We start from the raw sequence: 24,973 nt of genomic DNA, 5'->3' as shown, positions 1-24,973 counted from the left end.
GACTCAGGAGGAGGGGTGCACCCGTGCCTCGGCCGCCCGCCACGCCGCCTCCGCACCCGGTGTGGGCTGGTAGGACCGCAGCTCCTGGGTGCGCCGCAGCAGGGCACGCAGGTCGTCCAGACCGCCTTCTACGACACCGAGTGCGCGCGCCTGCACCAGCGCGTTACCGAGCGCGGTCGCCTCGACCGGGCCGGCGACCACGGGCAGCCCGCAGGCGTCGGCGGTGAGCTGGCAGAGCAACTCGTTTCGCGCGCCGCCGCCCACGATGTGCACCGCGTCGACGTCGCGGCCGGAGAGCGCGCACGCCTCCCGCACGGCACGGCGGTGGGCGAGCGCCAGACTGTCCACAATGCACCGTGTGAACGCGGCGGGCGACGAGGGTACCGGCTGCCCGCTGGCCTGGCACGCGGCGGCGATGCGGGCCGGCATGTCGCCCGGCGGCAGGAAGACGGGGTCGTCGACGTCGACGAGCGTGCCGAGCGCGGGCTCCCGGGCGGCGGCCGCCAGGAGGTCGGCCACCTCCGCCGCCCCCCACGCGCGCATCGACTCCTGGAGCACCCACAGCCCCATCACGTTGCGCAGGTAGCGGACCGTGCCGTCGACGCCGGCCTCGTTGGTGAAGTTGGCCGCGCGGCTCGCCTCGCTGAGCACCGGCTCAGGCAGCTCGACGCCGACCAGCGACCAGGTGCCGCAGGAGATGTAGGCGAACCGCTCACCCTCGGCCGGCACCGCGACCACCGCGGAGGCCGTGTCGTGCGAGCCGACGGCGGTCACGGGCAGGTCCATCTCCCGGACCACGCCGGCGGGATCGCCCGGCCGTCTCAGCTCGCCGAAGAGCCGCGCCGGCAGGCCCGCGCGGGCGATCAGATCCGACGACCATTCCCGGGTACGCACATCGAGCAGCTGGGTCGTGGAGGCGTTCGTGACCTCGGTGCCGGCGACGCCGGTGAGCCAGTAGGAGAGGAGGTCCGGCATGAGCAGCATCCGCTCGGCGGCCGCCAGCCCGGCGGTGTCCGCGGCGGCCGAGAGCTGGAAGAGGGTGTTGAAGGGCAGCAGCTGGAGGCCGGTCGTGCCGTACAGCCACTCGGCGCCGAGCTTGGCGACGACCGTGTCCATCACGCCGTCGGTGCGCGCGTCGCGGTAGTGCACCGGGTTGCCGAGCAGCGCGCCGTCGCGGTCGAGCAGGCCGTAGTCGACCGCCCACGAGTCGATGCCGACGCTCGCCAGGTCGGGGTGCCGGGCCGCGGCCATGCGCAGCCCGGTGAGCACCTCCGTGTACAGGCGCAGCGCGTCCCAGTGCAGCGTGTCGAGCAGCCGCACGGGGCCGTTGTCGAAGCGGTGCGCCTCGGCCAGCGCCAACCTGTCGGCCGCGACCGAGGCGACCATCACCCGGCCGCTGGCCGCGCCGAGGTCGACGGCCGCGACGGTCGCCGTGTTCATCGCAGGAACGCGGCCGCGACGCCGGCGTCGACCGGCACGTGCAGGCCGGTGGTGTGGGTCAGGTCGCCGGCCGTGAGCGCGAAGACCGCGTTGGCCACGTGCTCGGGCAGGACCTCCCGCTTGAGGAGTGTGCGCTGGGCGTAGAAAGCGCCGAGCTCCTCCTCCGGGATGCCGTAGGTGGCCGCCCGCTGGGCGCCCCACCCGCTCGCGAAGATGCCGGAGCCGCGGACGACGCCGTCGGGGTTGACGCCGTTGACCCGGATGCCGTGCGCGCCGAGCTCGGCGGCGAGCAGGCGTACCTGATGGGCCTGGTCTGCTTTGGCGGCGCCGTAGGCGACGTTGTTGGGGCCGGCGAAGACGCTGTTCTTGCTGGAGATGTAGACGATGTCGCCGCCCATGCCCTGGTCGACGAGCGCCCGCGCGGCCTCCCGCGAGACGAGGAACGACCCGCGCGCCATCACGCCGTGCTGGATGTCCCAGTCGGCGTCGGTGGTCTCCAGCAGCGACTTGGAGATGGAGAGGCCGGCGTTGTTGACCACCAGGTCGAGCCCGCCGAACGCGAGCAACGCCTGCCGGATCGCCTCCTGTACCGCGGCGGTGTCGGTGACGTCGACGGTCACGGGCACGGCGGCGTCGGTACCACCGATCTCGGCGGCGACGGTGGCCGCGCCCTCCGCGTTGCGGTCCGCGACGACCACGCAGGCGCCCTCGGCGGCGAGCCGGAGCGCGATCGCCCGGCCGATGCCCGAGCCGCCGCCGGTCACCAGCGCGATCCTCGTGGCGAGCGGCTTGGGCTTGGGCATGCGCTGGAGCTTGGCCTCTTCGAGGGCCCAGTACTCGATGCGGAACTTCTCCGCCTCGCTGATCGGCTGGTACGTGGAGATGGCCTCGGCGCCGCGCATCACGTTGATCGCGTTGAGGTAGAACTCGCCGGCGACGCGGGCGGTCTGCTTGTTGGCGCCGTACGAGAACATGCCGACGCCGGGGACCAGCACGATCGCCGGGTCGGCGCCGCGCATCGGCGGGCTGTCGGGCGCGGCGTGCTGCGCGTAGTAGGCGGCGTACTCGGCGCGGTACTGCGCGTGCAGCTGCTTGAGCCGGGTCGTCACCTCGTCGAGGGGCGCGGTCGGCGGCAGGTCGAGCACGAGCGGGCGCACCTTGGTACGCAGGAAGTGGTCCGGGCACGAGGTGCCGAGCGCGGCGAGGCGCTGGTGCTCGGCGCGGGCCAGGAAGTCGAGCACCTGGTCGGTGTCGGTGTAGTGGCCGACCTGCCGCCGGTCGGTGCTGGCCAGGCCGCGGACGATCGGGGCGAGCGCGGCGGCGCGGGCGTGCCGCTCGGCTTCGGGCAGCGCGGTGTACCCGTCGACGATCGGACCGAACGGCTCGGGGCGGCCGCGCTCGTCGACGAAGGCCTGCGCGGTGCGGATGATCTCCAGCGAGTTGGCCTCGCACTCCTCGCTGGTGGCACCCCACGCGGTGATGCCGTGGCCGCCGAGGATCACGCCGATCGCGCGGGCGTTGGCCTGCTTGACGGCGGCGATGTCGAGGCCGAGCTGGAAGCCGGGCCGCCGCCAGGGCAGCCACACCACCCGGTCACCGAAGCACTCCTTGGTCAGCGCCTCGCCGTCGGCCGCGGTCGCGAACGCGATGCCGGCGTCCGGGTGCAGGTGGTCGACGTGCGCGGCCTCCACCAGACCGTGCATCGCGGTGTCGATCGAGGGCGCGGCGCCACCCCGCCCGTGCAGGCAGTAGTCGAACGCGGCCACCATCTCGTCTTCGCGTTCGACGCCGGGGTAGACGTCGACGAGCGCGCGCAGCCGGTCGAGCCGCAGCACCGCCAGGCCGGCCGGTGTCAGCGTGCCGAGGTCGCCGCCGGAGCCCTTGACCCACACCAGGTCGACCGGCTGGCCGGTGACCGGGTCGGTGTCGGTGCCCTTGGCGGAGGTGTTGCCGCCGGCGTAGTTGGTGTTGCGCCGGTCGGCGCCGAGCCGGTTGGATCGGGCGATCAGGTCGTCAACCGTGGACACGAGTTCAGGCTCCCCATCCGGCTTGCTGGCCGCCGACCCGTTCGGCGACGATCTTGTCTGCGTAACCCGACCCCTTGTAGGCGGCGATCGGGTCGGCCTCCAGACCCATCTCCTGCCGGACCTCGGCCAGCAGGGGGCGCACGTCGGTGTTGTAGGCGTCCATGAAGACCGCGTTCGCGCCGAGCACGTCACCGCTGTTTTGGGCGGCGGCGAGGGCGTCGTGGTCGACCAGCAGGGCTTTGGCCGTGGCTTCCTGGACGTTCATGACCGAGCGGATTTGCGCCGGGATCTTGGGCTCGATGTTGTGGCACTGGTCGAGCATGAACGCGATCCCCGCCTCCGGCTTGAGCGCGTCCGCCAGGACGATCTCGTGCATGATCCGGAACAGCTGGAACGGGTCCGCCGACCCCACCATCAGGTCGTCGTCGGCGTAGAAGCGCGAGTTGAAGTCGAAGGCGCCGAGCTTTGCCTCGCGGAGCAGGAACGCGACGATGAACTCGATGTTGGTGCCCGGGGCGTGGTGGCCGGTGTCGATCACCACCTCCGCCTTCGGGCCCAGCCGTAGGCAGTGGGCGTAGGCGGTGCCCCAGTCCGGGACGTCGGTGGTGTAGAAGGCGGGTTCGAACAGCTTGTACTCCAGCAGCAGCCGCTGGTCGTCGCCCAACGCGTCGTAGGTCTCCTGGAGCGCCTCGGCCAAGCGGTCCTGGCGGGCGCGGATGCTGTCCTGGCCGGGGTAGTTGGTGCCGTCGGAAAACCACAGCTTCACGTCCCGCACACCGATCTGGGCGGCGATGTCCACACACTCCAGCAGGTGGTCGGTGGCCTTGCGCCGGATCGCCGGGTCGGGGTTGGTCACCGAGCCGAGCATGTAGTCGTTGTCCTGGAACACGTTCGCGTTGATCGTGCCCAGCCCGACACCATGCTCCTTGGCGAACGCGGCCAGGTGGGTGTAGTCGTCGACCTTGTCCCACGGGATGTGCAACGCCACGGTGGGCGCGACACCGGTGTACCGGTGCACCTGGGCCGCGTCCTCGATCTTCTCGTACGGCGTGCGCGGCACACCCTGCTGCGCGAACACCTTGAACCGTGTGCCCGAGTTGCCGAACGCCCACGACGGCAACTCGATCCGCTGGGCTCGGAGCGCCGCGCGTACCGCTTCAGTCATCGAGGGCCTCCAGCTGGGTTTCTAGGTTGAAGATCTCGGGGAGCACCGTGAAGCCCTCGTCCGGCCGGCGGCCCCCGAGGTCTTCGAAGAACGGCGCCATCTCGGCCTGCCAGCGCGCGTTGACGTCGGTGCGCTCCATCGCGGCGAGCGAGGCCGCGAGGTCGTCGGTGCGGAAGTGGCCGACGAGCAGGCCGTCGTCGTGCAGGAAGAGCGAGTAGTCGTGCCAGCCGGCGTCGCGGAGGGCACGGAGCATGTCGGGCCACACGGCGGCGTGGCGCTCCCGGTACTCGGCAAGCCGGTCCGGCTTGACCCGAAGGATGAAGCAGACACGTCGCACTCGGCTAGCTCCCAGGCGCTGAATGAACCGTTTCAAGTGGTTGTCCACAAACATACGAGCGCCGTCGCGCGCATGTCAAGGACGGATGAACTGGCTGGACTCCCGCACAACGAGCTCGGGCTCGAAGACGACCTGTTGGTGCTGGTGGGTTTCGGGCTGGTTGGCCTCGTCGAGCAGGAGTCCGGCGGCGGTCTGTCCGAGGCGTTGGCGTGGTTGGCGGACGGAGGAGAGGGGCACGGCCGCGGCGGCGGCGAACTCGATGTCGTCGTAGCCGACCAGGGCGATGTCGTCGGGCACCCGCACCTGCTGGCGGGTCAGGCCCTGGAGCACGCCGAGGGCGAGCAGGTCGTTGGCGCAGAAGACGGCGGTGGCCCGGGAGTTTTTCGGCTGGCCGAGGATGCGGGCCGCGGCGTCGCGTCCGGCGACAACGGTGAGGGCGGGTGTGTCGTACCGGCGCAGGTGCTCGTCTTCGCTCAACCCCGCGTCCTCGAGCGCTTGGAGCGCCCCGTCGTAGCGGTCGCGGACCTGCTCCAGGCGGTGCGGTCCGCCGACGAAGGCGATCCGCCGGTGGCCGCTCTCCACCAGGTGTCGCATCGCCAGCTCGCCACCGAGCCGGTCGTCGACGGAGACCGAGCAGAGGTCGGCCTGCGGTGACCGCCGGTCGAGCAGGACCACGAGCACGCCGCGGTCGCGGAGGCGGTGGAGGCGTTGGCTGGCGTCGTCGATGGGGGTGATGAGGACGCCTTGGACGCGTTGTTCTTCGAGGAGGTCGAGGTAGGCGTTTTCTTTGGTGAGGTCGCCGTCGCTGTTGCAGAAGATGACGGCCATGCCGGCGGCGCCGGTGGTGTCTTCGACGCCTTTGGCGACGTCGGTGAAGAAGGGGTTGGCGACGTCGAGGACGACCAGGCCGAGGGTGCGGCCGCGGCCGCGGCGCAGTTGGCGGGCGGCGTCGTTGGGCACGAAGCCCAGCTCGGTGATCGCGGCCAGCACGCGCGAACGCGTCGTGGGCGCGACGATGTCCGGCCGGTTGAGGACGTTGGAGACAGTGCCAACGGAGACTCCAGCGTGGTTGGCCACGTCGCGGATGCTCACCGCTGGTCCCGCCACCCGTGGCTCCCGTCTGCCGTCCCGCTTTTCCACACCGTAGTGTGCCATGAGTATAGGCAAGCGCTTTCCGAGAGGACGACATGGTGGAGTTGCAGGTAGCCGGACGGCCGGTCGCGGACTACGTCGTGGCGCCCGAGGTCGACCCAGAGCACGGTCCCCGGCCGTACCTGCACCCGGTGCGCACGCTGGGCGGCGTGACCGTGACCGACGTGCTCCCCGAGGACCACCGCTGGCACCTGGGCGTGAGCGTCGCCATGCAGGACGTCGACGGCACCAACCTGTGGGGCGGCCGCACGTATGTCCGGGGCACCGGCTACACCTGGCTCGACGACCACGGCCGCATCGCGCACGACGAGTGGCTGGATCAGTCGGACGAGCGGCTGGCCGCGCGGCTGCGGTGGCTGGACCGCGCCGGGGAGACCCTGCTCGTCGAAGAACGGGTCGTCACCGCCTCGCCCGCCCCGCTGGGCTGGACCCTCGACTTCGCCTTCACGCTCGCCGCCCCGCCCGGCGCGGCGGTGACACTGGGCAGCCCGGCGACCAACGGCCGCCCCGGCGGCGCCGGCTACGGCGGCTTCTTCTGGCGCCTGGCGCCGGGCGTGCCGGAAGTCTTCACGTCCACTGTGGATGGCGAGGAGAAGTGCAACGGCAGCGCCGATCCGTGGCTGGCCGTACGGGGCGCCGGCTACACGCTCGTCTTCACCGGGATCGAGGGCGACGACCGCTGGTTCGTGCGGGCGGCCGACTATCCGGGCGTGTGCGCGGCTCTGGCCTGGGAGCGCCCGCTGACCATACCGGCCGGCGGCACGCTCAGCCGGCGGTACAGCGTGCTCGTGGCGGACGGCGCCCTGGAGCGTGAAACCATTCAATGACGGGCGACGGACGGGTTGGGTGCCGGCCCGGCGGAAGGGCGCCGTAGGCTCTCATGCATGCGCCAGGAGTGGCACCAGGTTCGTAATCCCGGGCTCGAGATCGGACGCCCGACCGACGACTCTCCCGAGGTCAGGGCGTTGGGCCTTGACCGCTGGAGGACCCTGCCGAGGGCACAGACGCCGCCGTGGCCGGACGTAGCCGTGGTCGACGAGGTGTGCGCCGTGCTCGACAACGTGCCGCCCATCGTCGCGCCATACGAGGTCGACCAGCTGCGCGATCGGCTCGCGCTCGTGGCGGCGGGCGAGGCGTTTCTGCTTCAGGGCGGCGACTGTGCCGAGACGTTCGCCGACAACACCGACAGCCACCTCTCCGCCAACGCGCGCACGCTGCTCCAGATGGCGGTCGTACTCACATACGGGGCGTCGCTCCCCGTGGTGAAGGTGGCCCGGGTCGCCGGCCAGTACACCAAGCCGCGATCGGCGCTGACCGACGCACTGGGCCTGCCGGCCTACCGGGGCGACCTGATCAACTCGCTGGACGCCACGCCCGAGGCGCGGGTGGCCGATCCGCAGCGGATGATCCGGGCGTACGCCAACTCGGCCGCCGCGATGAACATGCTCCGCGCCTACCTCGGCGGCGGGCTCGCCGACCTGCACGCCGTCCACGACTGGAACAAAGGCTTCGTGCGCGACTCGCCCGCCGGCGAGCGCTACGAGGCGATCGCGCGGGAGATCGACCGGGCCCTCGCGTTCATCCAGGCGTGCGGCATGACCGACGACGACGCGCTGCGCACCGTCACGCTCTACTGCTCGCACGAGGCGCTGGCGCTGGAGTACGACCGGGCGCTCACCCGGGTCGCCGGCGGCCGGGCGTACGGGCTGTCCGGCCATTTCCTGTGGGTGGGCGAGCGCACGCGGCAGATCGACGGCGCGCACATCGACTTCGTGTCGCGCCTGGCCAACCCGATCGGCGTCAAGCTCGGCCCGACCACCACGCCGGAGCAGGCGATCGAGCTGTGCGAAAAGCTCAACCCGGACAACGTGCCGGGCCGCCTCACGCTCGTCTCCCGGATGGGCAACCACAAGGTGCGCGACGCCCTCCCGCCGATCGTGGAGAAGGTCACCGCGAGCGGCGCCAAGGTGGTCTGGCAGTGCGACCCGATGCACGGCAACACGATCGAGTCGTCCAACGGATACAAGACCCGCCACTTCGACCGGATCGTCGACGAGGTGCTGGGCTACTTCGAAGTGCACCGCAACCTCAACACCCACCCGGGCGGCCTGCACATCGAGCTGACCGGCGAAGACGTCACCGAGTGCCTCGGCGGCGCGCAGGCGATCGAAGACGTGCACCTGCCCGACCGGTACGAGACGGCCTGCGACCCCCGCCTCAACACCCAGCAGTCGCTGGAGCTGGCCTTCCTCGTGGCGGAGATGCTTCGTGGCTGAGACCGTCGACCTGCGCTCGGACACCGTCACCAAGCCCACCCCCGGCATGTGGCGGGCGATCGGCGAGGCCGACCTGGGCGACGACGTCTACGGCGAAGACCCGACGGTCAACGCGCTGGAGGCCGAGGTCGCCGCGCTCTTCGGCCACGAGGCGGCGCTCTTCACGCCGACCGGCTCGATGGCCAACCAGATCGCGCTCCAGCTCGTCACCCCGCGCGCCAGCGAGCTGCTGTGCGACGCCGATGCCCACGTGGTGACGTACGAGGTGGGCGCCGCCGCCGCGCTCGGCGGCATCTCCACCCGCACCTGGCCGGCGGCGGGCGGCGCCCTCGACCCGGACGTGGTCGCCGCGATGATCCGCACCCGCGCGCCCTACGTGGTCGCCACCGAGGCGATCGCCGTCGAGCAGACCCACAACCGCGCCGGCGGCGAGGTCATCCCGCTGGCCACGCTCGAGCGCCTCCGCCAGGTCGCCGACCAGGCCGCGGTGGCGCTGCACTGCGACGGCGCCCGCATCTGGAACGCCCACGTCGCCGAGGGAGTGCCGCTCGCCACCTACGGCCGGCTCTTCGACACGCTCTCGGTCTGCCTCTCCAAAGGCCTCGGCGCACCGGTGGGCTCGCTGGTGGTCGGCGGCGCCGAGCGGATCGCCGAAGGCCGGCTGATCCGCAAGCGCCTGGGCGGCGGCATGCGCCAGGCGGGCGTGCTGGCCGCGGCCGGCCGCTACGCCCTCGCCAACCACATCGAGCGCCTCGCCGACGACCACGCGCGGGCGGCGCGGCTCGCGGACGCGCTGGCACCGTTCGGCGTGGTGAGCGGCACCGTCCGCACCAACATCGTCGTCCTCGACCTCAGCGCCGCCGCCCTCGACGCCCCCGCCCTCGCCGCCGCGGCCCGCGCCGACGGCGTGCTTGTCAGCGTGCTGGGGGCCCGCCTGGTGCGTCTGGTCACCCACCTCGACATCGACGACGCCGGCACCGACCGGGCCATCGAGACACTGACCCGCATCCTCAAGGCCTAGCGCTGGCGGGTCCGGCGTGGTCGTAGCGCCTTACAGAGGCATATTTGCCCCCGTCCGTGTCAGCTGCGGACCGTATGCTCCCGCGGGCACCGTTCCGGTCGGCGGCTCGCCAAGGCTCGCCGAAACCCCCGACCTCCACTGCCAGGTCCGCGGGCCAAGCCCTCCGCCGCCTTCGCGAGCACAGATGTGACGCAACAAAAGCCCTCGGTGATCTCTCGCGTCCTGTTGGTCGGAGTGTTTGTGGGTAGCCGTGACCAACAGCGGACGGGTGAGGCCGCGGGAGCGACGGTCTGGACCACGGCGGACGTCGCGGTAGCTCGCTAAAGGGTCCGGCGCATCACGACCCGGCGGCCGGTCGCGGGGCGGCGGCGGATGTCGAAGCCGGCCTTGGTGAAGAGCGCGACCGTGCCGGTGTAGAGCTCGGCCGGCGGGGGCGTGCGGCCGCTGCTGGTGTCGACCGGGTAGCCCTCAAGTGCCGCCGCGCCCGCGGCTCGGGCGTGCGCCACGGCCGCGTCGAGCATGGCCGCCGACACGCCGCCGCCGCGGCTGTCGCGGCGGGTGAAGAAGCACGGCACCGACCACACGCCGGCCTCCGCCGGCTCCTCGGGCTTGAGCGCGGGGGAGCGCAGGATCCGGGTGTACACGGTGCGGGGCGCGACCGTGCACCAGCCGACCGGCTGCCCTGCGGAGTATCCGAGCAGGCCGACCGCCTCGCCACCGTCCACAAGCGACTGGAGGGCGGCGCGGTTGCCGGCGTTGCCGTTGCGGCTGAACTCGCTGCCCGGCACCCGAAACCACATGCACCAGCAGCCCGAGTAGGCCCCGCTCGGCCCGAAGAGCTCGACCAGGTCATCCCACCGGTCGGCGGCGGCCGGGTGTACCTCGATCACGGCCGCCAGCTTACCTTGACAGCTATATGCCTCGCGAGGAATATAGGGCTTATGGAGAGATCCGACTACAAGCCCGGAGCCTTGGCCGATGTCGCCGCCGAGCGAGGTAAGGGTGACGAGTGGACGCTGGTGTTCATCCGCGACTTCCGCCACCCCCGGGAGAAGGTGTGGGGTGCGCTTGTCGAGCCGGGGCAGCTGCGCGAGTGGGCGCCGTTCGTGCCGGACCGCGACCTCGGCGGGGTGGGGCCGGCGGCGTTCACGATGCTCGGTGGCGAAGGGGAGCCCGAGACCACGCCCGGTGAGGTGCTGGAGGCCTTGCCGCCGGCGTTGCTGGTCTACGACTGGGGCGGCGACCTGATGCGCTGGGAGCTGGAGCCGACCGGGGAGGGGACCCGGCTGACACTGCGGCACACGGTGCGCGACCGCACCTGGGTGCCGATGGTCGCGGCTGGCTGGCACATCTGCCTCGACGTGGCCGACCTGCTGCTCGACGGCCGGCCGATCGGGCCCATCGTGGCCGACGAGGCGAAGGACTTCGGGTGGGAGGAGCTGCGCGACGGCTACGCCGAGCGGCTCGACCTGAGCTGAGCCGCTACGACGGGTCGGGGTGCTCGGTCACGTTTTGCAGGTAGAGCGCCTCGCCCAGCTTTTCGATGAGGCCGAGCTGGGTCTCCAGGTAGTCGACGTGGTGCTCCTCGTCTTCGAGGATGTCCTCGAAGATCTTGGCCGAGGTCACGTCGCCGATCGAGCGCATGTACTCGATGCCGCGGCGCAGCCGGTCGACCGCCTCCACCTCGATCTTCATGTCGCACTCGAACTGCTCCTTGACCGTCTCGCCGATCCGGAGCGCGAAGAGTTTCTGGTAGTTGGGCAGGCCCTCGAGGAAGAGGATGCGATCGGTCAGCACCTCGGCGTGGCGCATCTCGTCGATCGACTCGTGCTTCGTGTGCTTGGCGAGCTTGGTGTAGCCCCAGTTTTCCTGCATCTTGGCGTGCAGGAAGTACTGGTTGATCGCGGTCAGCTCCGCGGTCAACTGTTCGTTGAGAAACTCGATGACGCGAGCGTCGCCTTGCATGCCGAAGACCCCCACAGGTGAACGTGTGGGGGTGAGCCTACGCCCTATCGCAGGTCAGGCAGCCAGTGGCAGCAGCGTGTCGGCGGAGTTCTCCTCGTCGATCAAGTCACAGATGCGGTCCAGGCAGGTGCCACAGCCGGTGCCGGCGCCGCACGCGTCGCCCACGGACTCCTCGGAGCGCGCCCCCAGCCGGATGGCGGTGCGGACCTCGCCCTCGCGGACACGGGCGCAGATGCAGACGTACATAGACAGCCCTTACTGTGGTTAGCCTGGCCTCAGTAAGGGTGCCCTAAAGTGCCAGGTCACGCAAGGGCGCGGAGACTCTTTAGGTGCGCAATGTCCGAGGCATGGCCCACAAATCCCTCGGTGGGTGTTTCCACCACCACGGGTACGCCGGCGGTCGCCGGGTGGCGCATCAACTCGCCGAAGGCGGCCTCGCCGATCATGCCCTTGCCGATCGTCTCGTGCCGATCGCGGGTGGAGCCGCACGGGTCGCGGGAGTCGTTGGCGTGTACGAGCCACAGCCGATCGGGGCCCGCCGCCGCGACGAGCGCGTCGAGAGTCGCGGCCATGCCGCCCGGCGTGCCAAGGTCGTGGCCGGCCGCCCAGGCGTGGCAGGTGTCGAAGCAGACGCCCAGCCAGGGGTGGCGGTCGACCGCGTCGAGGTACGGCCCCAGGTGCTCCATCTTCGAGGCCAGCGAGCGGCCGCCACCAGCGGTCGGCTCGACGAGCAGCTTGGGCTCACCGGTCGCCGCGGCCCGGTCGAGCAGGGGGAGCAGCGCCTCGCCCATCTGCTTCAGCGCCACGCTCGCGTGGCCCTCGTCGACCGCGCTGCCGGCATGGAAGACCACCCCGGCGGCGCCGATCGCCGCGCCCCGGGCCAGCGCGTGGGCGAGGGTCTCCGCCGACCGCTCGACCGTGGCGGCCGTCGGCGAGCCGAGGTTGACCAGCAGGGAGGCGTGGATGTACGCGGCCAGCCCGCGCTCGGCGCACCCGGCCTGAAACGCCTCGTCCTGCGCCGGGTCGCCGGGCGGCAGCGCCCAGCCCCGGGAGTTGGAGACGTAGACCTGGGCGACCTCGGACCCGGCGCCGTCGACGTAGGGCAAGGCGGCCTTGGCCAGCCCGCCCGCCGTGGGGGTGTGGGAGCCGACGGGCCGCGGTTTTGCCGGCTCGCCGGCCCGCGCCGCGGGCCGTCTCCTCGGCCGGGTGCGGGCGGCGGGCTTAGAAGCACCCAATGACGACCTCGCTGCCGGGCGCGACCTGGGTGTTTTCCGTCGGGTTCTGGATGCGGACGACACCGTTGGGGTTGAAGTCGATCCGCACCCGCAGGCCCTGGCCCTCCAGCACCTGCTTGCCCTGCTGGCAGGGCAGGTCGATGACCCGCGAGACGGTGACCAGCGGCGGGCCCTTGCTGACCTCGAGCTTGATCTCCGCGCCCTGCTCGACGCCCGAGCCGCTGGTCGGGGTCTGCGCGATCACCTCGTCCTTGGCCCTGTTGTCGTCCTTGTACTGCTCGACGACCACCAGGCCGAGCGCTTGCAGCTGCGCGCGGGCGTCGTTGATGTTCTTGCCGACGACCTCGGGCACGGTGATCGGCGCGCGGCCCTTGCTGACCGTCACGGTCACCGTCGTGCCGGGCTTGACCTGGGTGCCGGCCTCCGGGTTGACGGCCAGGACGACGCCCTTGGGGAGCTTGTCGTCGAACTTGGCCGGGCCCTCCTTGAGCACCAGCTTGGCGCCCTCGATGTCGGCCTTGGCCTGGGCGAGGTCCTTGCCTACCACGTCGGGGACGTCGTAGCGCTCCGGGCCGAGCGAGAGGGTGAGCGTGAGCGTGCCGCCCTTGACGATCCGCGACGTCGACGGCGGATCCTGCGCGAGCACGACGTCTTTGGCGACCTGTTCGTCGTATCGACCGTCGGCGTACTGGATCTCGAAGCCACCGCTCGCGGCCCGTGCTTCCGCCTCGGCCTTGCTCATGCTGACCAGCTGCGGGGCGACCGTGTAGCGGCCGAAGCCGGCCCACCAGATGCCGATCACCGCGAGCAGCAGCAGGACCGCGGCGGCGGCCACGACCGCCAGGCGGGCGCGCGGGTCGCCGAGCAGCCGCAGGCGGATGCTGCCCAGCCGCTCGCCGATGCCCTCCGGGGGCGGCGGTGCGGCGCGGCGGCCGCGGCGCGTCGGCTGCGGCTTCTGCTCCGGCAGCCGGGCCCACGAGGGCCGGTCGACCGGTGAGATCGGAGCGACGATCTGGGTGGGCTGGGCCACCTGCCGCAGCACGGCGGTGCTCGCGTTGGCCGAGTTTCCCAGGTCGTCGCGGACCTGCTGCACCTCGGCGAGCAGCGCGCCGGCGTCGGTCGGCCGGGCGCCCGGGTCGCGCCGGGTGGCGCGGGCGACGAGGTCGTCGAGCGCCTCGGGCAGGTTGTGCACGATCGAGGAGGGCGGCGGCACGTCGCGGTCGACGTGCTGCCAAGCGACCTCGACCGGCTTGTCGCCGTCGTACGGCACGCGGCCGGTGAGCATCTCGAAGAGCACGATGCCCGCCGAGTACACGTCGGTGCGCGCGTCGGCGTGACCGTTGGTGACGAGCTCGGGCGCCACGTATGCCACCGTGGCCATCAGCTGGCCGCCGGCCTCGTCCTCGGCGCTGGCCTCGACCGCGCGGGCGAGACCGAAGTCGGCGACCTTGACCACGCTGTCGACGAGGTTTCCCGAACCGCCGCTCGGCGCCTCGGCCACCAGCACGTTTTCCGGCTTGACGTCGCGGTGGACGAGCCCGGCCCGGTGGGCGGCCGCGATCGCCGAGAGCATCTGCTCCAGGATCGCCAGCGCCTCGCCTGGGTTGAGCCGGCCGCGCTCGGCCAGCACGTCGCGGAGGGTGCGCCCGCGCACGTACTCCATCACGAGGTAGGGCAGGCCGCCGTGGGTGCCCTGGTCGTAGACGGCCACCACGTTGGGGTGGGTGAGCAGCGCGATCGTCTTGGCCTCGTCGGTGAACCGCTCGACGAAGCGCGCCTCGCGGACCTGGGCCGGGTTGATTATCTTGAGGGCGACCGTGCGCTCGAGCCGCTCGTCGACACCCATGTAGACGGTCGCCATGCCGCCACGGGCGACCCGACCGCGGATGCGGTAGCGCCCGTCGACCAGCGTGCCCAGCAAAGTGTCGGCGACCTGTATCTCCATCGGCAGGCAGTCTATGTCTTCCTCAGGCCCGGTGGCAGGAGCCTATCCACCTGCGGGCGGCGGGTCACTCGGTCCGGGTGTGGGGTCGGGCGATGCGGAGCCCGTCGGGGCCGGTGGAGTGCTGCTCACCGGCGGGTCCGGCGTCTCCGCCACGGGCGGTGGCGAGGTGGGCGTCGGCACCGGCGGGGTCACGCAGGCGCAGGTCGGCCGGGGCGCTCCCGGCCGCGCCGGCGCCTTGCCGAGCACCGCCCGCCCGCTCGGCGACGGCGCGGCCCCGCCCGCCGGCGGCGGCCCGGTCCGGCCGGGCGTCGCGCTCGGTACGGGCGCCACGCCCCGCACGGTCGGCGTCGGCGACGGGGCACCGGCCACCGCGGGCAGCTGCTTCGGCGGCGCCGTCTCCTCACTGGCCAGCGCGCTGAGGCCGTTGATCACCGCGAAGTAGGTGCCGGTGGCGCCGACCAGCGAGAGCGCCCCGAACGTCGTCGCGGCGAGCACCAGCCGCCGGCGCGGCCGGTGCACCGGCTCGTACTCCGGGTAGATCAGGTCGGTCGGTGCGTCGTCGACCGGCGGCACGGGCCGCCGGGTCAGGTCGTACCGGAGCGAGCGCCAGGCGCCCGACACCTCACGGCCAACGTTCCTCACGACAAGGTCCTTCCGGCGGCCGGCCAGGGGTCACCGCCGCCCGAAACGGGCGCGTCCGCCGGTCAAGCCGCCGGAACGCGCGGGGTACGGGGGAAAGTCAGGGGTGCTGGTGTGCTTCGGGTACGGCGTGGCAGGGTGAGCGGGTGACCGATTCCGCACCGGCATCCGGTGGACCCGCTGCCTGGCTGACCCTGCCGGAGGTCGCCGAGCGCCTCGAGCTGCCGGTCAACAAGGTCAACCAGATGGTCCGCGACCACGCGTTGCTCGCCGTGCGGCGAGACGGCGCGCTGAGGGTGCCCGCTGAGCTCGTGGTAAACCGCACCGTGCTCAAGCACCTCCCCGGCGTCCTTACGCTGCTGCACGACGCTGGGTACAACGACGAAGAGGCCCTGCGGTGGCTCTACGAGCCCGACGACACCCTTCCGGGTATGCCCGCGGACGCGCTCAGCACCGGCCGCGCCACCGAGGTCAAGCGGCGGGCGCAGGCGCTGGGCTTCTGACCGTGCGGCACCTCACCTATCTGGCCGTGCTCGCCGGCTGCCTCGCGGGGGCGCTCTGGCTCGAGCCGGCGCTGCGGGTGGGCGTGCTGCGGCAGTGGCGGCGCCTCCTGCTCACGCTGGCGCCGGTCGTGGCCGTCTTCGTGGTCTGGGATCTGCTGGCCATCGCCGCCGGTCACTGGAGCTTCGACCCGGCGCAGACCACGGGTGTCGTGTTTCCCGGCGGGCTGCCCCTCGACGAGCTGCTCTTCTTCGTGGTGGTGCCCGTTTGCGCGGTCCTCGGCTTCGAGGCGGTCCGAAAAGTCCTGGGCGACCGGTGACCTACACGGCGGCGGCGCTGCTGGGCGTGGCCGGTGCGGTGCTGGTCGACATCTTCGTGCTGCGCACCTGGCTGCTGCGGCGGCGGGTCTTCTGGGCGACGTACCCGATCATCGTGTTATTCCAGCTGATCTCCAACGGGATCCTGACCGGGCGGGGGATCGTCCGGTACGACCCCGACGCCATCCTCGGGCTCCGCCTGGTCTACGCGCCGGTGGAGGACCTGCTCTTCGGCTTCGCGCTGGTGCTGCTCACGCTCTCGACCTGGACCTGGTGGGGGCGCCGTGACCGGAGCGTGCCCGGATAAGGCCTTCCTCCCTCTGTGACCTGCCCGAACGGGCAATCGGCGGGGTTGATTCGACGAGGCTCGGCGGGGACACTTCGCCAACAGGCGCGCGCGCCGAGGGACGTGGGGGCCCAAGATGCGGCGTGGCGCGGGGGAGAAGGCTCAGGAGGGGGAGCCGGGTGACGACGGCGCGGCTCGCCGCGGTCCTGGAGGGTACGCGCCCGCCGGGGATCTACCGCTGGCTGTCCCGGGCGCACCCGAGCGCCGTGCGCCGCGAGCTCGCTGCCGTCGGCTGGGCCACACACCCGCTGGACGGCCGGGGCGTCACGGGCCGGCTGGACCTCCTGGACCGCTGCGCGGCCGAGCTGGCCTTTCCCGCGTGGTTCGGCCGCAGCTGGGACGCCTTCTACGACTGCCTCGGCGACCTGTCCTGGCTCGCGGGGCAGGGGCACGTGCTGCTCTGGGAGCAGTACGGCGTGCTCGCCCGCACCGATGCCAAGGCCTGGGGCCAGGCGTACCAGGTGCTCGGCGAAGCCACCGCCGCCCGCCGCGAGTCCGGCCTGCCCCCGCTCTACGTGCTGCTCCGCGGGCCGGGCCCGGCCGAAACACCGGACGGCAGGGGGCTGATCCCCACCCTGTAGCCGCGCGGCGATCACTCGTTGCGTGCGGTGGCGGCGGCGGCCAGGTCCCTCAGCACATCGCGGGCTTCGGCGGTGACGTCGGCGGCGGCGAGCGCGTCGAGGGCGACCGTGGTCAGCTCGGCGATGCGGGCCTCGGTGCGGTCGAGCGCCCCGGTCGCCGTGATCACGTCGCGCAGCGCGGCCACGCCGGCCGGGTCGAGGGCCGGGTCGCCGAGTCGGGTGTCCAGCAACGCCCGGTCGGCGGCGCCGCCCGCCTCGAAGGCCGCCGCCACCAGGTAGGTGCGCTTGCCCTCGCGCAGGTCGTCGCCGGCCGGCTTGCCCGTCTGCGCCGGGTCGCCGAAGACGCCGAGCACGTCGTCGCGGAGCTGGAACGCCTCGCCGAGGGGCAGCCCGTACGCCGACAGGCCGGCCAGCACCGCCGGGGGCGCGTCGGCCAGCGTGGCGCCGAGCAGCAGCGGCCGCTCCACCGTGTACTTGGCGGCCTTGTAACGGGCGACCTTGCCGGCCAGCTCGACCGACGTGTGTGCGGTGGCCTGGGCGAACACGTCGAGGTACTGCCCGACGGTGACCTCGGTGCGCATCTCGTCGAAGACCGGGCGGGCCCGGGCGAGTGTCTCCGGCGGCAGCCCGCCGGCGTGCAGCAGCTCGTCGGACCAGACCAGGCAGAGGTCGCCGAGCAGGATCGCGGCCGAGTCGCCGAACGCGTCCGGATCGCCCCGCCACCCCTCCGCGCGGTGTCGCGCCGCGAACCGGCGATGCACCGCCGGCTCGCCTCGCCGGGTGTCGGAGCGATCCATGAGGTCGTCGTGGATCAGCGCGCTGGCCTGCACGAACTCCAGCGCCGCCACGGTGGCGACGACCCGGTCGGAGTCGGCGCCGCCGGCCGCGCGGTAGCCCCAATAGGCGAACGCGGGCCGCAGCCGCTTGCCGCCGCCGAGCACAAAATCCTCGATCGCGTCGGCGATCGGCAGCACCGCCTCGTCGACGGTCGCGAGCCAGTCACGCCGCCGGGCAAGGAACTCGGCGAGCGCCTTGTCGACACGGGTGCGCAGGTCGGCGCGGTCGACGGGCGACGATGAGGGGTCGTCTGCGGCCACATCACGACGCTAGTCGCTCCTGATCTCCACCGCCTTCGGGGGCCCTGTCCGTGCAACTTCGGGCAGATAGGCACGGCACGCCGTGGCCAGCTCGGCGAACCGCCGCGCCTCGGGCACGTCGCGGTGCGCGGCCAGCCGCGGGCGCACACCGGCGACATCGGCGGCCGCCCGCGCGGACCCGGAGCGGACCGCGTCGAGCAGGGCGTCGACGGCGACCTGACCGGCCCGCTCCACCTCGCCGAGGTCGAGGCAGACCCGGGCCAGCCAGGCGCCGTAGAGGGCGGCGGTGCGTGGCTGCCCGGCGCGGCCCACGGCGGCGGTGAGCAGCGGCTCGGCGCGCAGCGGGCGGCCCAGCGCGGCGAGGCAGCGCCCGGCCATCGCGGACAGCTCGCCCGTGTCCAGCCAGTAGAGCCAGGGCGGATCCTGTGCCGGGTCACGCCCGGCGGCGGCCGTGACGGCCCGGCCGAGCGCGGCGTGTGCGGCCCGCCGCTCGCCGCAGAGCGCCGCCGCGAACGCCACCCGGTGCAGCAGCAGCGCGCGCAGCCCGGCCGAGGCCGAGCGGCCGGCGCCGGCCAGCCCGGTGCGGGCCAGCAGCAGTGCCCCGCGCGGGTCGCCGTGGCCGGCGAGCAGGTGACTCGCCGAGCCGAGCACGTGCGCGGCGAGCGGACGGTCGCCGGCGCCGGCGGCCGCGGCGAGGGCGGTGTGGTAGGCGGCGAGCGCGCCGGCCGGGTCACCCGCGTCGGCGGCCAGCCAGCCGGTGAGCTGGGCGGCCTCGGCCACCAGCCCGAGCAGCCGCCGGCTCGCCGGCGCTGACTCCGGCCGGCCGAATGTCGCGCCGAGCTCGTGGCCGGCGGGCCCGGCCAGGTCGGCGCCGCCGACGAGATCGTCTTGCCGGCGCAGGAGGGCGACGGTGGCGGCCACCGTGTCGGGGTCGGCCCCGCCGCCGCGCCGCCCGGCGCCGCCCGCCCGGCCGCCGCCGCCCCCGCCCGCGGCGGCCGGGTCGCCCGCCAGCCAGGCGGCGAGCGTGTCGAGGTGGGACAGCGCCGGCCCGGCCCGGCCGCGCGCCGCCTCCGCCGGCCCGGCGCCGCCCGCGGCCCGGCCCGGCGGCGGGGAGACGCGCGCGGCCGCGCGGGCGTCGGGCCCGGCGGCCGTGACATGGCCGAGCGAGCCGGTCGGGTCGGCCAGCCAGGCGTGCGCCAGCCGCAGCAGGTCGGCCTGCCCCTCGACCGGCGCCGGCCCGGGCGCGGCCCGGCGGGCGGGCCCCCGGCGGGCGGCCGCGGCGGCGACCGCCAGCTCCGGCCCCGGCACGTCGAGCACGATGGCGAGCCAGCCCAGCCAGAAGTCGCCGGGAACCCGCTCGCCGCGCTCCCAGCGGCTGACCTCGTGCCGGCTCACGGTGTGCAGGCCGGCGGCCGTGGACAGCTGCTCGGCCACGCGCAGCTGCGACCAGCCGTGCGCCTGCCGGAGCGCGGCCAACATGGCGCCCAGTGGGACGGGCGCGGTGGACGGTGACGGCGTGCCGCCCGGATCTTGGGCGGTGCATGCCTCAGACACGGCGAACTGAGCCCCCTCGAGTGTCACGACCTCCTGACGTGCGTGCCGACCCCTCGGTCGCCCGGCAGCGCCCGACCCCCGGGCGCCGCCGGACGCCCCCGTAACCCCCGCGCGGGCGCCCACCCGGCCGATAACCCCCGCGCGGGGCCGGGAGCGGGCATCCGTGCCGGGTAACTCTCTACCGCGTGGGTACGACGTTTTCCGGCGCGGAAGATCCGTACCGCGGTGGCCACGAACGTTGGCCGGCTTGGCCGGACCGGGTGAGCACTGGGCCGAAGGCCGCGGTACGCGGGCCGCCACGCTCTGAGACGACTCGACTGCGGCTCGAGCGCAACCGATACAGTCACTGAGTGGCACTAGGTCTCCCCTCCGTCCTCCCCGGTGGCTCCCAGCCGTCGATCGGTGACCTGATCGCCGGCCCGGCGCCGACGTTCTCGTTCGAGTTCTTCCCGCCCAAGACGGCCGAGGGGCAGCCGCTGCTCTGGCAGGCCATCCGCGAGCTGGAGCCCTTGCGGCCGTCGTTCGTCTCGATCACCTACGGGGCGGGCGGCACCACGCGTGACACCACCGTCGCCGTGACCGAGCGGGTCGCCACCGAGACCACGCTCCTGCCGATGGCCCACCTCACCGCGGTCAACCATTCGGTCGCCGAGCTCCGCCACGTGATCGGCCGGCTGGCCGGCGTCGGCGTGCGCAATGTGCTGGCGGTGCGCGGCGACCCGCCGGGCGACCCGATGGGCGAGTGGGTGCGCCACCCCGAGGGCGTGCTGTACGCGGCGGACCTGGTCCGGCTGCTCAAGGAGTCCGGCGACTTCTGCGTGGGCGTGGCCGCTTTCCCCTACAAGCACCCCCGGTCGCCCGACATCGCCAGCGACACCGACCGCTTCATCGAAAAGTGCCGGGCCGGCGCCGACTTCGCGATCACCCAGATGTTCTTCGACGCCGACGACTACCTGCGCCTGCGCGACCGGGTGGCCGCCGCCGGCTGCGACACCCCGATCGTGCCCGGTGTCATGCCGGTGGTCCGGATGGCCACGATCGAGCGGTCCGAGCAGCTCTCCGGCGCGCCCTTCCCGCCCGCGCTGCTGGAGCGCTTCGAGCGGGTCTCCGGCGACGCCGACGCGGTGCGCCGGCTCGGCATCGAGCAGTGCAGCGAGATGTGCGCGCGGCTCCTCGACGAGGGCGTGCCGGGCATCCACTTCATCACCCTCAACCGTTCGACGGCGACCCGTGAGGTGTGGCAGAACCTTCCGGCCGGCGCCCGCGTCTGATCGACCCGCCGGGCGGTTGATCCCAAGGTGGGCAAGGGCCGGCTGAGCTGGGACGAGTACGCGGTCGGGTGGGCCCGGCTACACGGCGGGTTCGATCCGCGCAAGGCCGGGCCGCTGGTGCGCGGCTGGCTCCGCGTGTCGTACGTGATCGGCTCGGGGCTCGCCCGCGTCGGCATCGCGCCGGCCGCGGTCACGTTCGGCGGGCTGGTGCTCTGCGTCTCCGTGCCGCTGCTCGCCGACCGCCCCGCCCTCGCCGCCGTGTTCGTACTGCTCGCCGCGATGGCCGACAGCGTCGACGGCGCCACGGCGGTGGTCTCCGGCCGCGCCACCCGGCTGGGCTACCTGTACGACTCGGTCGCCGACCGGCTCGGCGAGGCCGCCTGGCTCGTCGCCTTCTGGCTGGTGGGAGCGCCGGGCACGCTGGTGGTGGCGGCCGGCGGGCTGTCCTGGCTGCACGAGTACATCCGCGCCCGGGTCACCGCCGCCGGCATGCGCGACATCGGTGTGGTGACCGTGGGCGAACGGCCCACGCGGGTGTCGGTGGCGTTCGTCGGCCTGCTGCTGGCCGGCGCGGTCGAGCTCGTGCAGACTGACCTGCCGGCCGGCACGATCACGGTCGTGACGGCGGTCTGGGTGCTGCTGGCCCTGGTGGGCATCCTCCAGCTGCTCGCCGCCTTCCACCGCGCGCTTCGCTGAGGCCGCGCGCCGCCTGCCGCGCCCGCCGCGCTTCGCTGAGGCCGCGCCGCCCGCCGCGCCCGGCGCCACGCTTTCGCCGAGGCCGCGCGTCGCGCGTCGCGCGTCGCGCGGAACCTCAGCGCGCCGCACCCCGCGCCGGAAGGTCAGTGCGCCGGGCCGATCTCGGATGCCACGATGTCGGCGCTCAGCGCCACCATCGGGAGGCCGCCGCCGGGGTGGACCGAGCCGCCCACCAGGAACAGCCCCTCGACCGGGCCGCGGTTGGCCGGGCGGCGCAGCGAGCCCGCGGTGCCGTAGATCGAGTCGCCGGGCGGCAGTACCTCGCGAAACACAAGCCGGTCGCGGACCGCGACGCCGCGGGCTTCGAGCACGTCGAGGACGCGGTCGGCGTACGCCTCCGCGAGGCCGGGGCGGCGCCAGTCGACCGCGTCCGCGGCCGTGCCCTGGCGGGCGGCGTTGACCAGCACGAACCAGGCCTCGTGCCCGGCCGGCCGGACGAGCGGGTCGTCCGCCACCGTCACGTACACGGTCGGGCCGGGTGCCGGCCGGGCCCGCACACCCCGCCCCGGATCGCCGAAGACCGCGTCGAACTCGGCGTCGTAGTCGTCCGGGAAGTACACGTTGTGGTGCGCGAGACCGGACTCGCCGCGTACCCCCAGGAGCAGCACGAAACCGGAGAGGCTGCGGTCGGCCAGCCGGGCCAGCCGGCGCGGCGCGGGCAGCAGGTCGCGGTAGACGTCGCGAGCGTCCACATCGGTCACCACCACGTCGGCGGGGAGGCGCTCACCGTCGGCGCGTACCCCGTGCACCCGCCCGCCCGCCGCGTCGATGGCGGTGACCGCGGTGCCGCAGCGGACGACCACGCCCAGGTCCAGGCAGCGGGACAGCAGCGCGTCGGCGAGCGTCGCGAGTCCGCCGGGCAGGTACCAGCCGCCGAAGGCCAGCTCCGCGTACGCCGCCGCGAGCAGCGCCGCGGGCGCCCGGCGCGGGTCGGCGCCGGCGTAGGTCGCGTACCGGTCGACGAACATCCGCAGCCGCGGGTCGCGCACCCCCAGCCCGCGCAGCGTCTGCCCGGGGCGGATCGCCCACAGGTCGGACAGTCGCCACAGCTGCCGGGCCGGCGACAGCGAGGTGCGGAGCACGTGCCGCCACGAGGTGTCCCAGATCCGCCCGGCCCGCCGCCACAGCCCCGCCCACTCGGCGGCCGCGGCCGGGCCGAGCGCCGCGCCCACGCGGGCCGCGAAGGCGTCCGGGTCGCGGCACGAGTCGAGCACCGTGCCGTCCGGGAAGCGGTGCCGCACGATCGGGTCGAGCGGCACCGGCTCGACGAGGTCGCGTCCCGTGCCCGCGACACGACGAGAAGGGTCGAACACCTCCGGCAGCGTCAGCAGGCTCGGTCCGGTGTCGAAGACGAAGCCGTCCCGCGCGTACCGGGCCAGCTTGCCGCCCACCGCCTCGCCGCGCTCCAGCACCGTCACCCGGTGCCCGGCGGCGGCCAGGCGGACGGCCACGGACAGCCCGCCAACGCCCGCGCCCACCACGACCACGTTCACGGCACCCTCCTCCCGCGCCAGACCAGCCGGCCCCGCCGCCGCTCGCGGTGCGACCGCACCACCAGCCAAGCGAACACCACGATCGAAACCGGGTGGGCCAGCGCGTCGGGCCAGGCCCGACCCCCGGTCGCCCGCGCCGCCACCACCCTTCCCAGGACACCCATCAGGTACGCGCACAGAGCACCCGCCGGCGCAATAGTGACCAGGATCGGCGGAAGTGCGTACAAAGCGAGCAGGAGCAGCACGACCGGCCAGGCGACGCCCGCCCAGAGCGACTTGGCGTAGCCGTCCGCCAGCTCTCGCCAGCTCGTGTACATGCGGCAGGTGGCCAGCGCGGACCCGTCGGCGAGCGCGATCCGTCCGCCGGCCCGCTTGACCGCGCGGGCCAGCGTCACGTCCTCCAGCACCTTGTCACGCACGGCCGCGTGGCCGCCCGCCCGGTCGTACCCGGCCCGGTCGACCACCAGGAACTGCCCGCCCGCCGCCGCGAGGGAGGGGCGTGGCGAACGCTCCATCGCGCGCAGCGGCAGGAACGTCAGCCACGACCACTGGAGCAGCGGCTGCACGAGCCGCTCGCCCACCGTCCGCGCCACGATCCTCGGGTACGGCGAGAGCAGGTCCACACCGGCCGCCCGCAGCTCGCCGACCGCGGCGGCCACGGCGTGCGGGGCGAGCACCACGTCGGCGTCCACGAAGACAAGGGCGGTGGCGTGCGGCGCGAGGGCGGCGAGTTGATGGCAGGCGTGCGGCTTGCCGAGCCAGCCGGGCGGCGGAGGAGCGCCCTGCTCGACGCGGAGGCCGTGCGCGCGGACCAGGTCGGCGGTGCCGTCCGTGGAGCCGTCGTCGAGCACGACCACCTCCAGCCGCGGCACGCCCCGCTGGGCCTTCAGCGCGCGCAGGCACGGCTCGACCCGGTCGGCCTCGTCGCGCAGCGGCAGCAGCACGGCCACCCGCTCGTCCACTGTGGAGGCACCGGTCGGCCGGCGGAGCAGCCGCGCGTTGATCACGGTGTGCGCGGTGAGCGCGGCGACGACCGCCACGAGCAGCCAGGTCACGGTGACTCGTCGGTGCCGCTGGGAGCCGCGTGCGGACCCGGATGCCGGTCCGGGTCTTCCTCGCGCAGCGACCAGGCCAGCGGGGCGGCGAGCAGCCCCATGCCCAGCGCGCCCCACAGCGCCGAGCCCGAGCCGGGCAGGTCGAGGAAGACCGCGTGCGCCACGACGCTGCCGGCGTACGTCCACAGGTACAGCGCGTACATCGGCGCGTCCTCGGTGCTGGCCTCCCGCGCGCTCGTGCGGACGAGGACGGTCATCACCAGCGCCACGCCGAGCCAGCCCAGGTAGTTGCCGAGCGGTATGCCGGGTACGCCGGGCAGGGCGGGGCGGGGGTCGGCCCAGGTCCAGTACCCCTCGGCGACCATCTGCGGGTCGAGGAAGAGGTCCCAGGCGGCGAGCCCGACCGCGGCGAGCGCCACGCGGCCCGCCCGCGAACGGGTGACCCGGACCGCCGCCAGCCAGGCCGGCCAAGCCATCCAGGTCCAGGCCAGCGGCACGACAAGGGACACGCCGGCCAGCCGCGGGCCGAGGTCGGCGGAGTAGGCGTACTCGCCGAACGGGAAGCCGGTCGCCACGCCGAGCGCCTCGACCGCGAAGCCGCCGCCGGTGGTCACCAGCACGAGCCAGACGGCCACCCGTGGGCCGCGGGTGAGCAGCGCGTGGCTCACCGACGTGGCGTACCCCAGAAGGACGGTGGCCACGGTGACCGCCGCGCGGGCGCCGCCGCCGGTGAGCGGATAGCTGATCTGGACGAGGACGAGCCCGCCCAGCAGGGCCCAGGGCAGGCTGCGTCTCACGCG

At 73.6% G+C, this 24,973-nt stretch carries 26 protein-coding genes; 10 read left to right on the top strand and 16 right to left on the bottom strand.

From position 1 onward, the window contains the following. Positions 1 to 3: 3 nt before the first annotated feature. From AC5L36_RS33500 to AC5L36_RS33480, 5 genes are all read right to left on the bottom strand, one after another. A complete protein-coding gene (locus AC5L36_RS33500) occupies positions 4 to 1,440 on the bottom strand; it encodes a rhamnulokinase (protein ID WP_441224649.1) in 1,437 nt (478 codons plus the stop codon). Further along, positions 1,437 to 3,467 (bottom strand): bifunctional aldolase/short-chain dehydrogenase, encoded by a 2,031-nt coding sequence (locus AC5L36_RS33495; protein ID WP_441224650.1) that lies wholly within the window; start codon positions 3,465 to 3,467, stop codon positions 1,437 to 1,439. The genes AC5L36_RS33500 and AC5L36_RS33495 overlap by 4 nt, the downstream gene beginning before the upstream one ends. A 4-nt stretch (positions 3,468 to 3,471) precedes the next feature. Next, the gene (gene rhaI / locus AC5L36_RS33490; RefSeq protein ID WP_441224651.1) at positions 3,472 to 4,632 is read right to left on the bottom strand and encodes an L-rhamnose isomerase; all 1,161 of its coding nucleotides are present in this window, start codon (positions 4,630 to 4,632) and stop codon (positions 3,472 to 3,474) included. Further along, positions 4,625 to 4,969, bottom strand: coding sequence for an L-rhamnose mutarotase (locus AC5L36_RS33485; RefSeq protein WP_441224653.1), 345 nt, complete (start codon positions 4,967 to 4,969; stop codon positions 4,625 to 4,627). Before AC5L36_RS33485 ends, rhaI begins: the two co-directional genes overlap by 8 nt. A 75-nt stretch (positions 4,970 to 5,044) precedes the next feature. Continuing rightward, positions 5,045 to 6,076 (bottom strand): LacI family DNA-binding transcriptional regulator, encoded by a 1,032-nt coding sequence (locus AC5L36_RS33480; protein ID WP_441224655.1) that lies wholly within the window; start codon positions 6,074 to 6,076, stop codon positions 5,045 to 5,047. A gap of 80 nt (positions 6,077 to 6,156) precedes the next feature. Here AC5L36_RS33480 and AC5L36_RS33475 point away from each other — a divergent pair, with 80 nt between their 5' ends. Genes AC5L36_RS33475 through AC5L36_RS33465 form a run of 3 tightly spaced genes read left to right on the top strand, consistent with a single transcriptional unit; the run spans position 6,157 to position 9,418 of the window. Next, positions 6,157 to 6,948, top strand: coding sequence for a DUF6807 domain-containing protein (locus AC5L36_RS33475; RefSeq protein WP_441224657.1), 792 nt, complete (start codon positions 6,157 to 6,159; stop codon positions 6,946 to 6,948). 57 nt (positions 6,949 to 7,005) lie between these two features. Continuing rightward, complete coding sequence (locus AC5L36_RS33470; RefSeq protein WP_441224659.1) at positions 7,006 to 8,397, top strand: class II 3-deoxy-7-phosphoheptulonate synthase; 1,392 nt, start codon at positions 7,006 to 7,008, stop codon at positions 8,395 to 8,397. Next, positions 8,390 to 9,418, top strand: coding sequence for a threonine aldolase family protein (locus tag AC5L36_RS33465; RefSeq protein WP_441224660.1), 1,029 nt, complete (start codon positions 8,390 to 8,392; stop codon positions 9,416 to 9,418). Before AC5L36_RS33470 ends, AC5L36_RS33465 begins: the two co-directional genes overlap by 8 nt. Before the next feature lie 320 nt (positions 9,419 to 9,738). Here AC5L36_RS33465 and AC5L36_RS33460 read toward each other — a convergent pair whose 3' ends face one another. Then, positions 9,739 to 10,308: a GNAT family N-acetyltransferase gene (locus AC5L36_RS33460; protein ID WP_441224662.1), complete on the bottom strand. Its 570-nt coding sequence runs from the start codon at positions 10,306 to 10,308 to the stop codon at positions 9,739 to 9,741. 51 nt (positions 10,309 to 10,359) lie between these two features. Between AC5L36_RS33460 and AC5L36_RS33455 the strand changes: the two genes are divergently transcribed. Next, positions 10,360 to 10,896 carry an SRPBCC family protein gene (locus tag AC5L36_RS33455; protein ID WP_441224664.1) on the top strand — a complete coding sequence of 179 codons (537 nt, stop codon included), beginning with the start codon at positions 10,360 to 10,362 and terminating at the stop codon, positions 10,894 to 10,896. Between the two features lie 4 nt (positions 10,897 to 10,900). On the opposite strand, the gene bfr is transcribed toward AC5L36_RS33455, so the two are convergent. The 5 genes from bfr to AC5L36_RS33430 are packed head-to-tail and all read right to left on the bottom strand — an operon-like array spanning position 10,901 to position 15,205. Beyond that, positions 10,901 to 11,383, bottom strand: coding sequence for a bacterioferritin (gene bfr, locus AC5L36_RS33450; protein WP_441224666.1), 483 nt, complete (start codon positions 11,381 to 11,383; stop codon positions 10,901 to 10,903). Between the two features lie 54 nt (positions 11,384 to 11,437). Further along, positions 11,438 to 11,629, bottom strand: a complete 192-nt coding sequence (locus AC5L36_RS33445; RefSeq protein WP_441224668.1) for a (2Fe-2S)-binding protein — start codon at positions 11,627 to 11,629, stop codon at positions 11,438 to 11,440. 56 nt (positions 11,630 to 11,685) lie between these two features. After that, positions 11,686 to 12,618, bottom strand: coding sequence for a deoxyribonuclease IV (locus tag AC5L36_RS33440; protein WP_441224670.1), 933 nt, complete (start codon positions 12,616 to 12,618; stop codon positions 11,686 to 11,688). Then, complete coding sequence (gene pknB / locus AC5L36_RS33435; RefSeq protein WP_441224672.1) at positions 12,605 to 14,563, bottom strand: Stk1 family PASTA domain-containing Ser/Thr kinase; 1,959 nt, start codon at positions 14,561 to 14,563, stop codon at positions 12,605 to 12,607. The genes AC5L36_RS33440 and pknB overlap by 14 nt, the downstream gene beginning before the upstream one ends. 42 nt (positions 14,564 to 14,605) lie before the next feature. Next, a complete protein-coding gene (locus AC5L36_RS33430) occupies positions 14,606 to 15,205 on the bottom strand; it encodes a hypothetical protein (RefSeq protein ID WP_441224673.1) in 600 nt (199 codons plus the stop codon). A gap of 143 nt (positions 15,206 to 15,348) precedes the next feature. Here AC5L36_RS33430 and AC5L36_RS33425 point away from each other — a divergent pair, with 143 nt between their 5' ends. From AC5L36_RS33425 to AC5L36_RS33410, 4 genes are all read left to right on the top strand, one after another. Next, the gene (locus AC5L36_RS33425; RefSeq protein WP_441224675.1) at positions 15,349 to 15,705 is read left to right on the top strand and encodes an Rv2175c family DNA-binding protein; all 357 of its coding nucleotides are present in this window, start codon (positions 15,349 to 15,351) and stop codon (positions 15,703 to 15,705) included. Between the two features lie 2 nt (positions 15,706 to 15,707). Next, positions 15,708 to 16,022, top strand: a complete 315-nt coding sequence (locus tag AC5L36_RS33420) for a lycopene cyclase domain-containing protein (protein WP_441224677.1) — start codon at positions 15,708 to 15,710, stop codon at positions 16,020 to 16,022. After that, on the top strand, positions 16,019 to 16,327 hold the full coding sequence (locus AC5L36_RS33415) for a lycopene cyclase domain-containing protein (protein ID WP_441224678.1): 309 nt from the start codon (positions 16,019 to 16,021) through the stop codon (positions 16,325 to 16,327). Before AC5L36_RS33420 ends, AC5L36_RS33415 begins: the two co-directional genes overlap by 4 nt. A 158-nt stretch (positions 16,328 to 16,485) precedes the next feature. Then, complete coding sequence (locus AC5L36_RS33410) at positions 16,486 to 16,947, top strand: barstar family protein (protein ID WP_441224679.1); 462 nt, start codon at positions 16,486 to 16,488, stop codon at positions 16,945 to 16,947. 11 nt (positions 16,948 to 16,958) lie between these two features. Here the strand turns inward: AC5L36_RS33410 and AC5L36_RS33405 are convergent, their stop codons facing one another. Together AC5L36_RS33405 and AC5L36_RS33400 are read right to left on the bottom strand one after the other, a co-directional pair. Further along, entirely contained in the window at positions 16,959 to 18,044 is a 1,086-nt protein-coding gene (locus AC5L36_RS33405) for a polyprenyl synthetase family protein (protein WP_441224681.1), read from the bottom strand. Between the two features lie 9 nt (positions 18,045 to 18,053). Further along, complete coding sequence (locus AC5L36_RS33400) at positions 18,054 to 19,523, bottom strand: NsdA family TPR-like regulatory protein (RefSeq protein ID WP_494909494.1); 1,470 nt, start codon at positions 19,521 to 19,523, stop codon at positions 18,054 to 18,056. Between the two features lie 425 nt (positions 19,524 to 19,948). On the opposite strand from AC5L36_RS33400, the gene metF reads away from it, so the two are divergent. Continuing rightward, a complete protein-coding gene (gene metF, locus AC5L36_RS33395) occupies positions 19,949 to 20,869 on the top strand; it encodes a methylenetetrahydrofolate reductase [NAD(P)H] (protein ID WP_441223939.1) in 921 nt (306 codons plus the stop codon). A gap of 27 nt (positions 20,870 to 20,896) precedes the next feature. Further along, positions 20,897 to 21,565, top strand: a complete 669-nt coding sequence (locus AC5L36_RS33390; protein WP_441223938.1) for a CDP-alcohol phosphatidyltransferase family protein — start codon at positions 20,897 to 20,899, stop codon at positions 21,563 to 21,565. 143 nt (positions 21,566 to 21,708) lie between these two features. Here AC5L36_RS33390 and AC5L36_RS33385 read toward each other — a convergent pair whose 3' ends face one another. Genes AC5L36_RS33385 through AC5L36_RS33375 form a run of 3 tightly spaced genes read right to left on the bottom strand, consistent with a single transcriptional unit; the run spans position 21,709 to position 24,970 of the window. Beyond that, positions 21,709 to 23,118, bottom strand: a complete 1,410-nt coding sequence (locus AC5L36_RS33385; RefSeq protein ID WP_441223937.1) for a phytoene desaturase family protein — start codon at positions 23,116 to 23,118, stop codon at positions 21,709 to 21,711. After that, positions 23,115 to 24,173 (bottom strand): glycosyltransferase family 2 protein, encoded by a 1,059-nt coding sequence (locus tag AC5L36_RS33380; protein WP_441223936.1) that lies wholly within the window; start codon positions 24,171 to 24,173, stop codon positions 23,115 to 23,117. Before AC5L36_RS33380 ends, AC5L36_RS33385 begins: the two co-directional genes overlap by 4 nt. Beyond that, the gene (locus AC5L36_RS33375) at positions 24,170 to 24,970 is read right to left on the bottom strand and encodes a carotenoid biosynthesis protein (RefSeq protein WP_441223935.1); all 801 of its coding nucleotides are present in this window, start codon (positions 24,968 to 24,970) and stop codon (positions 24,170 to 24,172) included. Before AC5L36_RS33375 ends, AC5L36_RS33380 begins: the two co-directional genes overlap by 4 nt. Between the last annotated feature and the right edge of the window lie 3 nt (positions 24,971 to 24,973).

Source organism: Phytohabitans sp. LZ39, from assembly GCF_059359075.1.
This window is presented reverse-complemented; position numbering and strand designations above follow the sequence as displayed.

Coding starts and splice junctions, on each gene's coding strand:
- AC5L36_RS33500 (WP_441224649.1), bottom strand. CDS start 1,440: ATGAACACGGCGACCGTCGCGGCCGTCGACCTCGGCGCGGCCAGCGGC.
- rhaI (WP_441224651.1), bottom strand. CDS start 4,632: ATGACTGAAGCGGTACGCGCGGCGCTCCGAGCCCAGCGGATCGAGTTG.
- AC5L36_RS33475 (WP_441224657.1), top strand. CDS start 6,157: ATGGTGGAGTTGCAGGTAGCCGGACGGCCGGTCGCGGACTACGTCGTG.
- AC5L36_RS33470 (WP_441224659.1), top strand. CDS start 7,006: ATGCGCCAGGAGTGGCACCAGGTTCGTAATCCCGGGCTCGAGATCGGA.
- AC5L36_RS33455 (WP_441224664.1), top strand. CDS start 10,360: ATGGAGAGATCCGACTACAAGCCCGGAGCCTTGGCCGATGTCGCCGCC.
- bfr (WP_441224666.1), bottom strand. CDS start 11,383: ATGCAAGGCGACGCTCGCGTCATCGAGTTTCTCAACGAACAGTTGACC.
- AC5L36_RS33445 (WP_441224668.1), bottom strand. CDS start 11,629: ATGTACGTCTGCATCTGCGCCCGTGTCCGCGAGGGCGAGGTCCGCACC.
- pknB (WP_441224672.1), bottom strand. CDS start 14,563: ATGGAGATACAGGTCGCCGACACTTTGCTGGGCACGCTGGTCGACGGG.
- AC5L36_RS33400 (WP_494909494.1), bottom strand. CDS start 19,523: ATGTTGGCCGCGCTCCGGCAGGCGCACGGCTGGTCGCAGCTGCGCGTG.